Genomic DNA, 15,565 nt, shown 5'->3' on the forward strand with positions numbered 1-15,565 from the left:
TGCATTCGACTAAGCCCGCCATTGTGCGGGCTTTTTCGTTTGTGCAAACTGCTTTTTGGCGGGATCGCACTTGTCGCTACCGGCGCTGAAAGGTACGCTTTGAGCTGTATCTGTTGAGTTTTACTAAGGATTTCAGGAATGGGGCAGTTATCTGAACGAGTGCAGGATTACCGCGAACGTCTGCAGGACTGGTGGGCGGATGGTGGAGCCGGCCGTGGTCTGGTAGTAACCGTTATAGTTTTATACCTGCTGGCCTCCGTCATTATTGGTATGTTCTGGAGTTCTGAACCTGATCTGTTTGCGGTGAAAGAACGCGCGGATCAACGCGCTGCCGAAATGGGGCTGGATAATGTGATTGGCTTTACCACCACGGCAACGCTGATGGAGGTAACCGATACGCTGCTGCACAAACGAGGTGGCTATCTGAGTAACGATGTTTTCCCGCCGGGGGTGTGGCTCGACAATATCCCGAACTGGGAGTACGGCGTGCTGGTTCAGGTGCGTGACTTCTCCCGTGCGCTGCGCAAGGATTTCAGCCGTTCTCAGAGTCAGTCTACGGAAGACAAGGATCTCGCGGTGGCTGAGCCGCAGATGCATTTCGATAACGAAAGCTGGGCAGTACCTTCCTCGGAAGCGGAGTACGAGCGCGGCCTCAAGGCACTGAATAACTACTTACGTCGGCTGGCTGACCCCAAAGAACCTACCGCACAGTTCTATGCGCGCGCAGATAACCTGCGTCAGTGGTTGTTTGATGTTGAAACACGACTCGGCAGCTTATCTCAGCGTCTGAGTGCGTCGGTTGGTAAGGCTCGTCTGAATACAGACTTGGCGGGTGATCCGGCAGCGGTGCAGTCCACGCCAACTGTTGATGATCAGGAAGTCAAAACGCCCTGGTCGCAGGTGGACGATGTCTTCTACGAAGCTCGTGGAACCGCCTGGGCGCTGGCGCATATTCTGCGTGCGATTGAAGTGGATTTTCACGATGTGCTGGTGAAAAAGAACGCGCTGGTCAGTCTGCGTCAGATCATTCGTGAACTGGAGGCGACGCAGGAGCCACTGTGGGCGCCGATGGTTATGAACGGCAGTGGCTTTGGCATGTTTGCCAATCACTCACTGGTGATGGCGTCCTACATCTCGCGCGCGAATGCGGCGATCCTCGATTTACGTGAGCTGCTGTCGCAAGGCTGAGCACTCTCCTGGCCTTATTGGCCACTATTCCTGACTGTCAGGACTAACCTGACAGCACTTTCTGGCCCGGGGGGATAATCCACCCGGGCGGACAGCATCTTTACATTTCTCTCAAAAGCCCTCTCTCGGCTCTAACTTGCTGATTTTTATCATATTTTTAAAGTTTTTGGGTCTAGGGAAGGGGTATTGGTTTTGTGACGTAAGTAGCACGTCAGTTTTGATTCTGATAAATTGCACTGTCGTATCACCTTAAACCGCATACGTATAACAAGAATAAAAATAGGGAGATCCTGATGGCATCAAAGTGCTGTCTATTGCTGGGCGCTGTGTTCGCTGCCAGCAACGTCATCGCTCTGGAAGCGCTGGATGAGCAGACTATGTCCGAAGTGACAGGTCAGGCTCAGGGATTGCGTTATACGTCAGAGTTTGATGCTCGAATCGATTCCATCACTTACATCGACGACGATGGCATGGGCGAAGCCGACAGTTCCGTTGGAACACTGTCTATGGCGCCAGTGCGCGTTTACACGCCGACCAACCGTCCGGTGCAGGTGGATCTTGAAGTGCGTGATGTTAATGGTGAGAAGGCGCTGGTGTTTACCAATCGTGACCTGCCATTTGAAATCGAAGTCGGCTCTATTGCCATCAATGGCGACTCTCTGGGTGGTTATGGCCAGGGCAATTTTCAGATTGGCTCGGGTGATGCCGTTGTCACTTATCTGTACGCCGGTGGTTTTCCTGTCAATGGTACGCCTGGTAACGGCCTGACGCTGGATGTCGATATCCCGGCATCAATGTCGTTTGAGACCTATTTTGAAGACGAAGGCACCCGCATGACGACGACGGTGGACTTCGGCGATCCTTATGATGCAGCAGGCGGCGGTTTGTTGCTGGAAGACATTTCTTTTGACCTGGTGGGCGAAGGCCTGCGTATCGGTCTGCCGACCATTGATGGCGGCAATATCAACTTTTACAACGTCCGCATCGGTGAAGATGTTCTGAATAGCCTGGCACTGCGCAACATCATTATTCAGCCGGGCGGCTACCTGCTGGTTAAGAACGCTCGTGGTGCTGATGAATACGGTATCGAGATGGATAGCGTTATCAAGCAGGACTCCGGCTTTGATTTCGTTTACATCGCGGGTGAAGTTGACGGCAGCTATCCCAATGCCAACGTATTTGAACTTTCCGCTGGCGTGCTGATGGCCTCAGACTTTGAAGTGAAAGGTCTGCGTATGAACGTTGATGGTGAGCGTGGTCTGGTGTTCGACTTTGACAACACCGATGCCAACAGCGGCGCTTCAGCCAACCTGGTGGTTCAGGATGTCACTATGCAGCGCAGCGATAAGGTGGGTACGGTAGAGACTCCGGTTAGCCTGGGCACACTGGATATGCAGATTAACCTGTCTAACAACAGTTATTTGCAAGTGCAGGGGCATTGATATGAACAAAACATTGCTTTCTGTTGCTGTAATTCAGGCCGCTGTGGCTTCATCTGCGCAGGCTATGCAGGTGCTGGATGATTCCGATATGGCATCCGTGTCTGGTCAGTCCGGTATTACCATTGAGGTCACGACCAATGATGCTAACGGTGAGATGCTGACCACGGGTGAAATTCGTTACACCGAGGAAGATAAGGATGGTCAGGGTGCGGACAATCTGACCATTGATGGCATGTCGCTGCGCACTATTACTACCGATGCCGATGGTGTGATGACCGGCGTAGATACCATCCGTACAACAATTGATGTTGATGATCAGGGTAACGTTCATATTCGTCAGAGTGATATTGATACACTCGAACTTGAGTTTGGCGAAATTGCTCTGAGTGGCCGCTCATTGTTTGGTGGCGTACGTCTTTCGGTGTGGAAGTTTATCGGTGACAGCTACCTGGAAACGGTATTGCTGAATGATCCTGCGGGTTCAAAAATCGGTTTTGTAACAGCCATGGAAGAAGGCAGTGGCCTGACTTACCAGTTCGATGAAGATGGTCTGACATTTTCTACCGATATTGTTTTCCTGCCGAAAATTGGCGAAACCACTTTCCGCAGTGAAGTTTTCCTGACTGGTGATACCGACGAACTGAAACTGGAAATTGGTGAGACGTCGGGTAGTCTGGAAATCCGCAATATTTCGCTGCTCAACGACAAGGGCGAAAATATTTTTGGCGCCAATAACTTTGGTGATCTCGGCTATGGCGATATTACGGTTAATACCGGTTATTTCACCATTGCTGCCAATCAGGATCCGGATGTTGATGGTATTGCTGGTCGTATTAATTCCGACCTGACCGTGGGTAATGTGTTTTACCGTACCGGCGATCAGCGTCTTAATCTGAACAACGTCAATCTGAATACCAATGGTGAAATCGATTACACGCTGGACTTTATCGATACCGGTTTTACTACCGGCATCGATACGCGCATTTCCAATGTGTCTGATCTTGATCTGACCATCGGCGCAATTACCCTCAGCTCAGGCGACGGCAGTAACGAGAGTCTGAGTATGGGTTCGTACGCCATCGAAAACCTTAACCTGAACGGTGACAGCATCGACATGCAGATGTACACCTTGCCTGGCGTGGGTGCTCAGGGTCTGCAAATGGATCTGACCATGGCGGGTACTACATCGTTTGATCTGACGATTAAAGACGATCCTGCTGAAAATGCAGGCGATCCTGATCCGCAGCTTACGGCCAGCGTGGTGCTGAATAATGTGTCTGTTTCACAGACCATCGACCAGACCGAAAAAGGTCTGCACGTTGGTGTTCTGAATCAGAGTATGGATGTAAACATCAACCAGATCCGTATGGGGGATGGTCTGATCCAGCAGGGACAGACCGGCCGACTGGTGATGAATAACGTATCACTGCAACCGGGCAGTTATTTCCGGGTAGAACCGCTCCAGTAAAGGGCAAGCAGGTTATGAAAAACAATTATAAAAAAACAATCATATCTCTCACCTTAACTGCAGCCGCTTCTTTCGCTCAGGCTGCAACGAACAGTGCCGGTGAGTCTGTCTGGTTTGCGTCAGGTGTCACCGGTGGTTTATCTGCCGCGCAGGCACAATTGGTTAACGCCGATACGGTATCCTTCTGGAATGGCGGTGAGCCGAACGATTCCAGCAGTGAAGACTGTGCGACGCAGACAAATGGCGGCGTATGGAATGACATCGGTTGTGAGCAAAGCCGTCGTGCCGCGTGCTTCAATGGCAGCAGCTGGAGTTTGTCTGCTGCCGTGGTTATGGGCGCTGATAATGATGCTTCCTCCAGTGTGGCTGCTGCACAAACCGCATGTACCAATATCGGTAGCCAGTTTGCGGCACCGACAACGCTGGCACAGCGCAACGCGTTAACCTCTGCAATCAGTGCGGCGGGTGAAACCAACGTATTCATTAATGCTCAGGATATGGCGTCTGAAGGCACCTGGATTCTGAATAAAGGTTCAACCCCTCAGGCACCTTTCTGGAATGCTGGTGAACCCGATAATGCGGGTGGCGCAGAAAACTGTGCTGAAAGCACGTCATCCGGGGTATGGAATGACAACAGTTGTGCTATCAGCCAGCAGCTTGCCTGTGCTGATCTGTCTTTCAGCAACTGGCAGGTGACAGCCAGCAGTTCTGCTTTCACATCGGTTGATCAGCTGACCGCTGTGTGCCAGCAGGAATTCGGTGCTGGCTATCAGTTTGCTGCACCACGCACATCGGTTGATCAGGCTGCTCTGAATACTGCGCTGACCAATGCGGCTCTGGGCAGTGCCTGGATTAATGCCAGTGACAGTGCCGTTGAAGGTTACTGGATGATGAACCACGGCCTGTTTAACTGGGCCTCAAGCCAGCCTGATGTCGCTGCTGGTATCTGTGTAACGGCGCGCCAGAGTGATGGTCAATGGCTCAGTGCTGACTGTGAAAGCCGGGCAAAAATTCTGTGTTCCGATGGTATCAACTGGACGATCCGTAACGCATCGCATCAGTTCGATACAGCGGTAGAAGCCTGCTCACGCCCGGACAGTTCGACGGCCAGCAGTAACCCATACAGCCAATATGAGTTGCTGGCTCCGCGTACAGAGCAGGATCGCTCCATTGTTTCCCGGCTGATCGATGGGCAGGGAGCAGGCACTCGGATCTGGATTAATCTGCGTCAGGTTACTGATACACAGAGCTGGATCTGGAACGAAGATTACCAGGCACCCGATATTGGCGGTGGTGACCTGGCTAAGGCTGTCTGGTACGACCTGCTGGATAACGATGACGAGTTCTATAGTTCCTGGCAGCGTTACTCTGATGGTGCCAGTATCGACCGGGACGCCGCTCTGGCTGCCAATCGTGGTGTAAAGGCTTATTTTGCAGCCGGTGAACCGAGTGACAGTGGTGACTGTGTGCAGTTGTATGCCAGTGGTGGTTCTGCCGGCCTGTGGGATGATACGAGCTGTGGCAATTCCAAACGTGTTGCCTGTTTTAACGGTTATGAATGGGCGATTTCACCCGGTGCTACCGGGCTTGGTAGTGATAATGATGCGGCAGAAAATATCAGTGCCGGTCATGCAGCCTGTGCCGCCATTGAAAAAGATGGCGTAACCGGTAATTTCGTTTTTGCAGTGCCTGTGTCCTTCGCTCAGAGTCAGGAATTATTGATCGTTGCCCAGGCATCAGGGGCTGGAGATGTCTGGATTAATGCCACCGACAAAAAATACGAAAAGACATTCGTTTACAACCTCGATATGGATGTTCTGGCGCCGTTCTGGAATGACGGTGAGCCGAATGACGCTGGTGGTAACGAAGATTGCGGTGTGCAGCAGCAGTCCACGGGTTTGTGGAATGATGTGCCATGTACTGCGAGTCTGCCTGTTGCCTGCTATGACCCTAATGCGGGTATCAACGGCAGCTGGGCTCTGGCTCCGGCGACTACCTATACCTCGTCTGCTGATCTGACACTGGCATGTGAGCAGATTGGTGGTACCTACAAGTTCTTTGCACCGGAAACTCTCAGTCAGAAAGCAGACCTGGTGTCTGTGATGGCCACTGCGGTTATCTCTGATGTCTTTATTAACGCTACTGACAGTGCCAGTGAAGGTGCCTGGTTGCTGAATCGTGATATCAACAACTGGGATTACGGCCAGCCATCAGCACTGGCATCTGAGTCCTGTGTCTCAGCCTCTGCTGCTGATGCACTCTGGTCTGCCCGTGATTGTTCAGATTCGTTGCCAGTGGCCTGTACTACGGGCGGTCGTTGGTATTTCACCGATAACGCTACCACGTTGCTGGATTTCTCTGATGGTCAGCGCGCCTGCGATCAGTTGGGAGACGGTTATCTCTTTGCTGCCCCTCGTTCTCTGGATGGTGCGAAACAAATGCAGTATTTCGCTCAACTGCAGGGTGTTGGTGGAGACTTCTGGATTAATGGCAACCGTTTATCCGATGGGGTGGCCTGGGAATGGAATCAATACTCGGTAATCGTTCCTGTATGGGGGAGCGCAGAACCGAATGGTGGTGCTACGGAAAACTGTGCCTTACTGAATAATGATAGTGCTGGCAGCTGGGCAGACGCCGATTGTGATACGGCATCCGCTTACCGCTACCTGTGCCGTAATGGTAATAACTGGGCATTATCGGTCACTTCCGGTGATCTGAGTAACTTTGCCAACGCGGTAGAAGCTTGTGGAGCTCTGGGTGCAGGTTGGGCATTTGCTGCTCCAGAAACGTTTAACGAAAACCTGGCAGCGAAAGAAGCGATTGCTGCGGCAGGTGAGACGTCAGCATGGCTGAATGCAACGGACGTGATGCGCGAAGGCGCATGGGTTTCCAACGCGGCAGCGATCGGTGCTTATCCGTTCTGGCTGGTTTCACAGCCGGATAACGGTGGTCTGAATGCAGCCGCAGAGACCGCAGTACTCAAGGGTGAGGACTGCGTGGTTCAGCGTGACGATGGTTACCTCGATGACGTCAGCTGTACCTCTGCGGCAGAGTATCCATGGGCCTGTACTGATGGCTACACATGGAAAGTAACAAAGTCTCAGGGCCGCATTCAGTCAATGGCTGATGGTCACAAGCAGTGTTTCAGCGAATACGGCACCAGTTTCGTTTTTGCTGCACCACTGTCGCGTAATGATGCTATTCAGCTCGATTTTGCTCGCCTGCTGGCAGAGAAAGAGCGCGGCTCTGCTATTGCCCGCGTCTGGCTGAACATGACCGATGGCGGTGAGGAAGATAACGTTGCTGGTAGCGGTGATGGTTCTGCTTTCCGTAAAAACCTGCCATTCACCAACTGGCTGGCGCCAGCCTATCCGGGTGAAGAGCCAGCCAATACCTGCGTCTTTAAGTCGACGGTTGCAGCAGGCCAGAATAACCCATGGCGTACAGCCAGCTGTACATCCGGTGCGGCACATTATGCCTGTTTCGATGGCTCCAGCTGGAATATCGCTGTGTCGAAGGGCGCGCTGGTTGACGGCTCTCTGCAGGTCGCACCTCAGGTCGGTGAAGATTACTGGTCCTATGATCGTGGTAACAGCCTGTGTAAGGAGCAGTTTGGTCAGCAGTTCTATTTCTCGGCGCCGGTAACGGCGGCAGAAGAGCTGGCTCTGGATGCCGCAATTCGCGACGCCTCAGCGCAGGTTAAGAATACCTGGCTGAATTATTACTACGTTGCGGATATCACTTCACAGAACAACCGCTGGTTCGCAGATCGCCTGAAACTGGGCGTATGGCAGAAGCCGGTGTTCGATAACTACAACAACTCTGACTGTGCGCTGCTGGATGCTGCAGGTAACTGGACTGACGTTTCCTGCAACAGTAACTACGCCTACGCCTGTTTTAACGGCAGCTGGAGCATTACCGGACTGAGCGGTAAGTGGGAAAGCGGCTTCGAAGCGTGTCAGGAGCAAAACGCCAGCCTGTTTGCGGTACCGCGTACCCCGGATGAAATGGATGAACTGACAGCCTTGCTGGGTGGCCAGTCGGTGTGGATCAACCTGACCGATACCTCACTGGAATCGCAGTGGATTTCTAACCGCCTGCGTTACGCCTGGTGGGCTGCAAGCGAGCCGTCTAACGTCAGCAACCGTGATTGTGCGCGTATGGCTGTCAATGGCGACTGGTACGCAGCTAAGTGCTCGGTTGAAGTGGCGCCTTTTGCCTGTCGCGTTATTACCGGCAGCAATGTTGAGTGGTTTGTGTCCAGCGCAGTGGGCATCTGGTCGCAGGGCTTCTCTGTCTGTGCCGCTGAATTTGCCGGTGGTGAATTCTTCGTACCTATGAGCTACGGCGCTAAAACTGCACAAATGAACCAGGATACGCTCGCAGCGCTGGTAGCAGCAGATGGTCGTGATACCTGGCTGAACCTGAGCGATCAGGAAGTGGAAAGCAGCTGGCGCCCATATCTGGCCTACAGCAACTGGGCTGAAGATTCATTATTCAATGAAGAAGAAGACTGCGGCTACTTCGACCGGGCAACAGCGGGTAGCGGCACCTGGTATGCTGATAGCTGTAAGTACACCAGTGGCAGTGCGATTTCCCGTGGCTACGCCTGTACCAATGGCTACGAATGGAAAATTGTCGAAACAGACGCCACAGTGGATATGCGCTGGTCAGCAGGCTTTACTGCCTGTAATACCCTCGACAGTGCCGGTGACGACTGGACCTTCGCTGCCCCAACCGATGCTGTCAGCAATGCCAAGCTGAAGCTGGCGATGGAGATTGCCGGTCAGGATCAGGCCTGGATTAACGTGCACGACCGTGTTGAAGAAGGTGAATGGACCGCCAACGGTGCAGAAACCAACTTCCCGGTGGTTGCTGATTTGTCCGCCACGGCTACTGTGGTCGCGGAGCAGAGCAGCAATACCTTAACGGCTGCTCTGGCTGATGACGAAGAGCAGGTGATTGCATCGGCGCAGTGGACGCTGGTGTCTGACAGCCGCTTCAGTAACGTGGCTGATTCCGACGTGGTGGTCAGCAATAATCAGCTGGTCACCGGCGCTAACGGCACCGGTACTGTTACCGCTGACTATAACGCACCAACGCTGCTGCAGCAGGATGCGGTGCTGGTCTTCCGTCTGTCGGTAACCGATACCCCGGCAGGCACGGCGACGGCGGTGACCTCCGATTCCTATGTCGTGGTTACGGTTAAAGCGCCGATTCTGGCTCGTTATGACTTTGACGATGCCTCTGCACCGCAAAAGGACAGCTCCGCTAACGGCCATGACGCGCTGAATAACAGCTCGAACCCGCTGCCAGCGGTTGTTAACGGTGCGCTGTCGCTGACGCCAAATGACGTCATGGTGGTGCCTGGTACAGCAGCTGATGCTGAAAATGGCCTGGACGTTCCTGCCACAGAGTACACCGTGGCCTTCCGTATCAGTATTGAGCAGGCCGCCGCTGGAAACTGGCGCGGCGTATTGCAGAAAGGTGATGGCGGTCTGGAGCGTCAGCCGGGGATTTTCCTCTTCCCGGCGGAAGAGTCTCTGCACTTAACCAACAGCACGACGCTCAGCGATAACCGTGTGGTGAATAAAGAGAATATCCCGTTCCAGCAGTGGCTGAATGTGATTTATGAAAAAGATGCTGCCGGATTCCGCGTTTATATCGACGAAGAACTGGTAGCACAGTACGACTATGTTGGTGAAACCGCATTAGCCAATAACGGTAGTCTTTACGTTGGTAATGTACCGGGTGCGGCGGAATCCTTTACTGGTCTGATTGACGATATTCAGCTCTTTAATCGCGTATTAACCGCCACAGAACGTGGCCAGATTCTGCCACCACCACCGGCTGGTCAGGTACAGTTTGCCAGTGCGGGAGTGTTGGTTGATGAATACGCCGCCGCCAATACCGTAAGTGTATCGCTCGAGCGTACTCGTGGCAGTAAAGATCCGCTGACGGTATACGTTGATCTGGATGCCGCTAACAGCACGGCACAACTGGGTACTCAGGCAGATATGCTTAGTGCAGCTAATAGTGCTGATCTGGCTTTCGCTGCGGCGTATGCCGCAGGTACCGGCTTCCCGGTTACCTGGCCGGCAGACACTAAAGGTGTGCAGACCTTCGATATCACCATTGATAGTGGTGATGATGGTCTGCGTGAAGGTACCGAGCTGGCACGCATCAAGGTTGCCGATAGTGGCGCGGCCACAATTGGCACGCCGGCTACATTTGCCCTGCGTCTGACCGACCTCACGCCAAACCCGTACGGTAACTTCTCGGTAGAAGCTCCGGCTGACAACATCATTTTGGAGAGCAACGGTTCGACAGAGCAGATTTGCATCAATCGTGAATCTGGCACCACCGGTGACGTTACCGTGAACTACACCATTGGTGGCAGTGCCACAGCGGGTGTAGATATCAGTACCGGTGATTACCAGTTTGCGGCCACCGGAATTGTGCCGGCGGGTACAACCGGTTCAGTGCTGTTCGCGGATGGTGGCAGCGCTCAGGAGTGCTTCGATATCGAAGTGTTCGTGAATCCTGAGATTGGTACGGCGGATCGCAATGTATCGGTAACCATTACCGGTCTGGTATATGACAGCGGCGCTGGTATCGATCCTATTCTGACTGCTCAGAACTCTGCTCAGATCATTATCCGTGACTATGCGCCGGGTGAGTTTGCCTTCTCTGCCAGCAGCTTCAGCTGTAAAGAACCTAACCTGGCGGAAACCCTGCCGGATGACCTTGCTACAGCTGCTATGCCACTAAGCTGCGAGCTGAATGTTGTGCGCAGTAATACCGGTATTTACGCCCCGGCAGCGACGCTGACTGTCAGTGCAACCCCCGCAGCTGGCAGTGACTTCAGCTACAATGCGACGCTTAACTGGGACGCTATTACACCTTCGGTGACCACTAACTCAGTGTCAGAAACGCGTACCGTTACCGTTAACGTGGTTAATGATGATGTTCAGGAAACTGATGAAGTTGTTACCTTTACCTTAAACCCGCTGGCCGGAGAGGTAATTACAACAGCAACGGCTAACCTGACTCTGCTGGATGTGACCAGTCCGGCAGTAGTGACTATTAATGAACCTGCAGTGATTACCTATGAGGGAGAGTTGCTGACGGCAACTATTAACCGCGCGGGTAACAGTGCTACTGAATTTACCGTGATCAGTAACGTCGAAGTACTGGATAAACTGACAGGTAAAACGGATGCTGATTATCTGTCTCTCGACTATTCCACCCCAACCGGTTCCAGCAGTCAGGTGAACTTCCCAATGAATGGTGGTGTGTCACCAAGCCAATTGAAAATTCGCACTAAAGATATTCTGTTTAACGGCAGTAATGACTATACCGTGCGGGTAACTCTGGCGGATGCCGATCCCTCAAGGGTTGTTGGCCTTGGGACGGCGAATAATGCGAATAAGGACAGCGGTGTAAACCAGACGTATCGTGACTTTGTTATTACCGATGACATCAGTGTTAACGATCTGATTGTTATCAGTCAGGCCGCGGTAAGCAATAATGCAACGTCACAAGGTGGAACTTACTACCCGATTGATAGCTTCCTCGGTAATCCAGCAGATATGGCTCTGAGCTTCACTGTGCCGGATAAAACGGCAGTAAATAAAAAGCATGCGTCGATTTACTACAGCTGGGAGCTTACTGACGCAAACGGTATGTCGTTTGTTACCCCTGCAAGTGCTTCTGGTAGCTTTACTTACAGCGATGGTATGAGTGAAGCAGCCCGGACCGTTACGGTGAATATGAATCTTCCGTATACCTATCAGGATGACATTGTCAGCTCTTTGAAACTGACAGTCTGGGGCGGACCAGATTCTTCACTGGCAAACGCTGACGAGATCTATACACAGACTGTTGACGTTACTACCACGCCACGCTGGCGACGTCTGGTGTTCGACGGTAGTCGTTGTGTTGCCTGGGATGAGGGAGATGGACGTTATGAAGCCAATACCTGCTCAGGTAGTGTGACTGACGCTGAACTATGGACCTATGACCCGTACGGCGATCGTATGATTAATAAGGGAGACGGTGCTTGTGCTACAGGTACAGGTGATCTTGGTAAAACAGACTGTAATGGTTCACCAACAGATTGGGTGCTTGTGGATGATGGCGGTAGCCTGAATGTTCGCGAGACGAATGGTGGTGAAAAATGGTGTCGTATTGGTACCAACCAACGCATTAACGTAAGGAATTTTGCTGACGATGGTCTTATCTGCTCTGGCAGTGATGATCGCTTTACCTGGGGGGCAGACCAATGATTAAACTAACAAGTATTTTACTTCTGGCAGCCCCTGTGTCTGCTCTGGCTATGCAGTCCCTCAGTGAATCTGAGCTGGGGGATGTCACCGGCGAAGGCCTGGGTGCGGTATTCGATGATGTGGTGATTCATTCCGGCGACTATGGCGCGCCGGATGATTTCAAACTGCGTATTAACCTGACTGAGGGTGCAGACCCCGAGTCGCTGATTTTCAGTGAACTGCGTTTCTATAAAACCGGTACAACACCGGGTACTGCCAGCAGCGGTGGTCGTTTTGGTACTTATGATGATCCGTTTGTGGTTGCCGACCTGCGTGAGATTCAGGAAGAGCATATAGCTACCTTTGATCCGGAAGGTGATGGCAGTTTTATTACCGGTAATAAAGTCCACACAGCGCTGTATACCGGTTTTCCGGCGGCGGATGAGACACAACTGAATCGCAATTTTTTCTCTTACAGTAACGGGCTGTTTAAACCCAGCCAGATTCAGGGAGCCACAACTTACTATCAGGGCCTGCCACAGGGATTTTTTACCAGCGCAAACAGCATCAATGTTGGCAACCTGTACAGTCGTGGGGCTGATTATGCGGCCTACCTTGAGGCTCAGGAGCTGGCTCTGGATAATGCAACGGATAAATTCAACCTGCATTTCCGCCTGGACTCTGTGACTGATGAAAACCGGACGCTCTCTGCTGATGATCAGTTTCTGGCATCGGTTGATGTTGTCGGTGCCCGTTTATACGGTACGACAACTTATATCTGGGCTCATGATAATCAGGGTGAAACATTAGCTAATGCCGGAGCGTATACCAAAGGTGGTCAACCAACCTACGCTGATCGGGGGCTGGCGCTGGCCATGACGACAGGTTTGCGGGCCGATGCCATTCGTATCACTGCGGATCCTACCGGTGCCGCTTCCAGCGTGCTTGAACTGCGTGGTGTGGATGCCTATCTGCCGCTGGGTTCTGTTGATCAACCGTTGACCATCAGTACGGTACAGTATTCGCAGATTCAGCGTGGCACCTGGAAAAATCCTCAGTATCTTCCGGCGACAACTCAGTTGCGTGTGGAAATTGCTGGCTTGCCACAGGATGTAGGACAAGCCCCTCAGGGGAATATCTATATTCAGTCAATCGCCTTTGGTGATGAGAATGACCCGGAAATTATTACCGGTGTGGAAGACATTTACCTGCGTGACGAAAATGGTTTTGTCGTTGATACCGTCGCAGACGTTACCCATCGTGCTTTTGTGCCTAAAACCGTTACTTATAATGAACAGGTTGCCATTTACAATGACAATAACCCCGGTAATGAAATTCCGTTTATTCCGAATCAGAACGTGATTGAAATTAAAGGGATTGAGATTCAACGCCTCGTATTCACAACACAGGACCTTTAATGATGATGAAAAAAGCGCTGTGTTTAATGGCTTTGTGGCCTCTGGCTGCCGCGGCTGAAATGAGTGAGTTAACGGAGTCTGAGCTGCAGAGTACCAGCGGTCAGGCCGGCGTTACTCTGAGTGCCCGTGCAGAATTCGATGCTGGCACCCGCATCAGTTACACTAATGAAGATGCAGACTATGCCGATGGGCAGGATTACTGGTTGGTGATAGACAATATTACCGGTGCGATTGAGGTCAAAGGTCTGAAAATTGATCTGGTCAGCGACTTCGGACCTACAGGTAATGCGGGTGCTATTCAGTGGACCATGCCGGATGAAATTGTATTTGATGAATTAAAAACCGATGGCTTGTACATGAGCAGTGAGAAGGTTAAGAATACCTCCTCTCGTTTTTTAATGTCGGTGGAAATGGATGGTAGTCTGCAGTTTCCTGCGCAAACTACCATGAGCGTATTTGCGACAAAGTAGGTTAAAAACAATGAAAATAATAACAACCTTGGCTCTGGGCGCTGTATTAATTTCGCCATCCGCCACTGCTGCTTTACAGGCAATGGATGAGCAGGCTCTGTCCGAAACCTTTGGGCAGGCTATTTTTGAAGTAACCGATCAGGGGGTGTCTCAGGCTGATGGCTCAACCCTGGAAATGTTGCGTTTAACCATTGGAGCTCGTGTTGAATTAAACGCTAACATTGAAGAAATTTCGTTGGGTCGTTACTGGCGTCCGGAAGGAACTAACTGTACTGGTGGTGCTGGTGGTGACAAGATCTGTTACAACAACGTTGTGCCCGTAACCTATGACGATAATGTGAAATGGGCTTGTACTGCTAATCCCTGTGGCTCGGTGGGGCTGGGCAGTGATCAGTATGTGTCATCGGCTTTGACCCATGATACGGGTGGGGAAAAAAGTTTCTTCGATGAAAGCGTGTTCCCGGGGGGCTTTAAACCGGATGGTGGCGTCGATATCAAGCTACGTGACGTCACTATGGGGCAGGCGATTAATAAGGGGAATGGCGTTTACGAGCTGCTGCCGTTTGTGCAGGAGAACCCGTACCTGGAGTTTGCTTTTGATGAATCCAGTGGTGTGAGAAAACTGGTGGGTTTTCGTCTTGGTGCCGAAGAATCGTTCGGTTATCAGGGGAATATTATTGACGTAATTTCCGGGTTTATCCGGCCAACCATTACCGCGGATGTTGAGCTGGATCTTGGTGCTTTGGGAAAGTTGCCGTTGGGGTCGATTTCACTTGAAGCCTTTCTTGGCGGTGTACGTACGGTGGGTTGGTTGGACACCAAAACACTGGATTTAACCAATGTAAGCGGGGCTGCATCACTTTTAGTTACCAGCCCTGAAAAACTTCTGGATGAGTCACCGCATCCACAGTTATTTCCGGTGCAATCGAATTATCTGAACCATACCAATGCGTTCTTCTTTTCTATGGGAACCCGTTCAATTCAGTGGAGTGCTGTGCAGGGCTTTTCACCTGAGGTTACTTCTCCTGGTTTCTGGATTAACCTGGGCGGCGATGGTGGTCTGATTGCGAAAACGCAGGAAGGTCAGCACCCGAATAACTATTTCCCTAACCATCCTAAGTTCCAGCTGTATGGTGGAAACACCAACTATGGCGATATCAATACACTGCCTTCCTGGTCGCAGACATACAACACCAACTGAGTGTATGGCATAAAAAAACCGGCTGATGCCCACTGCTGTCCCACAGTTTTAAAGGTATCTGTTTTCTATAAACGACTTTTAAATCCGCAGTGCCTACTGCCTCCCAGGGGA

7 protein-coding genes are annotated in these 15,565 nt (G+C 51.8%); all 7 read left to right on the forward strand.

What is annotated here, in order from left to right:
- The first annotated feature begins 138 nt into the window (after positions 1–138).
- Positions 139–1,188 carry a DUF2333 family protein gene (locus I9W95_RS13635; RefSeq protein WP_225675809.1) on the forward strand — a complete coding sequence of 350 codons (1,050 nt, stop codon included), beginning with the start codon at positions 139–141 and terminating at the stop codon, positions 1,186–1,188.
- A 293-nt stretch (positions 1,189–1,481) separates the two neighbouring features.
- Complete coding sequence (locus I9W95_RS13640; protein ID WP_225675811.1) at positions 1,482–2,630, forward strand: DUF6160 family protein; 1,149 nt, start codon at positions 1,482–1,484, stop codon at positions 2,628–2,630.
- Between the two features lies 1 nt (position 2,631).
- On the forward strand, positions 2,632–4,098 hold the full coding sequence (locus I9W95_RS13645; RefSeq protein WP_225675812.1) for a DUF6160 family protein: 1,467 nt from the start codon (positions 2,632–2,634) through the stop codon (positions 4,096–4,098).
- A gap of 14 nt (positions 4,099–4,112) precedes the next feature.
- Complete coding sequence (locus I9W95_RS13650) at positions 4,113–12,386, forward strand: lectin-like protein (protein WP_225675814.1); 8,274 nt, start codon at positions 4,113–4,115, stop codon at positions 12,384–12,386.
- Positions 12,383–13,783 carry a hypothetical protein gene (locus I9W95_RS13655; protein WP_225675816.1) on the forward strand — a complete coding sequence of 467 codons (1,401 nt, stop codon included), beginning with the start codon at positions 12,383–12,385 and terminating at the stop codon, positions 13,781–13,783. The genes I9W95_RS13650 and I9W95_RS13655 overlap by 4 nt, the downstream gene beginning before the upstream one ends.
- Entirely contained in the window at positions 13,783–14,253 is a 471-nt protein-coding gene (locus I9W95_RS13660; protein ID WP_225675818.1) for a DUF6160 family protein, read from the forward strand. Before I9W95_RS13655 ends, I9W95_RS13660 begins: the two co-directional genes overlap by 1 nt.
- A 10-nt stretch (positions 14,254–14,263) precedes the next feature.
- Positions 14,264–15,454, forward strand: coding sequence for a hypothetical protein (locus I9W95_RS13665; RefSeq protein ID WP_225675820.1), 1,191 nt, complete (start codon positions 14,264–14,266; stop codon positions 15,452–15,454).
- Positions 15,455–15,565: the final 111 nt, after the last annotated feature.

It is taken from the genome of Thalassolituus marinus (assembly GCF_020320395.1).
In the GTDB taxonomy this organism is placed as follows: Bacteria; Pseudomonadota; Gammaproteobacteria; order Pseudomonadales; family Oceanobacteraceae; genus Venatoribacter; species Venatoribacter marinus.

Coding starts and splice junctions, on each gene's coding strand:
- I9W95_RS13665 (WP_225675820.1), top strand. CDS start 14,264: ATGAAAATAATAACAACCTTGGCTCTGGGCGCTGTATTAATTTCGCCA.
- I9W95_RS13650 (WP_225675814.1), top strand. CDS start 4,113: ATGAAAAACAATTATAAAAAAACAATCATATCTCTCACCTTAACTGCA.
- I9W95_RS13660 (WP_225675818.1), top strand. CDS start 13,783: ATGATGATGAAAAAAGCGCTGTGTTTAATGGCTTTGTGGCCTCTGGCT.
- I9W95_RS13640 (WP_225675811.1), top strand. CDS start 1,482: ATGGCATCAAAGTGCTGTCTATTGCTGGGCGCTGTGTTCGCTGCCAGC.
- I9W95_RS13645 (WP_225675812.1), top strand. CDS start 2,632: ATGAACAAAACATTGCTTTCTGTTGCTGTAATTCAGGCCGCTGTGGCT.
- I9W95_RS13655 (WP_225675816.1), top strand. CDS start 12,383: ATGATTAAACTAACAAGTATTTTACTTCTGGCAGCCCCTGTGTCTGCT.
- I9W95_RS13635 (WP_225675809.1), top strand. CDS start 139: ATGGGGCAGTTATCTGAACGAGTGCAGGATTACCGCGAACGTCTGCAG.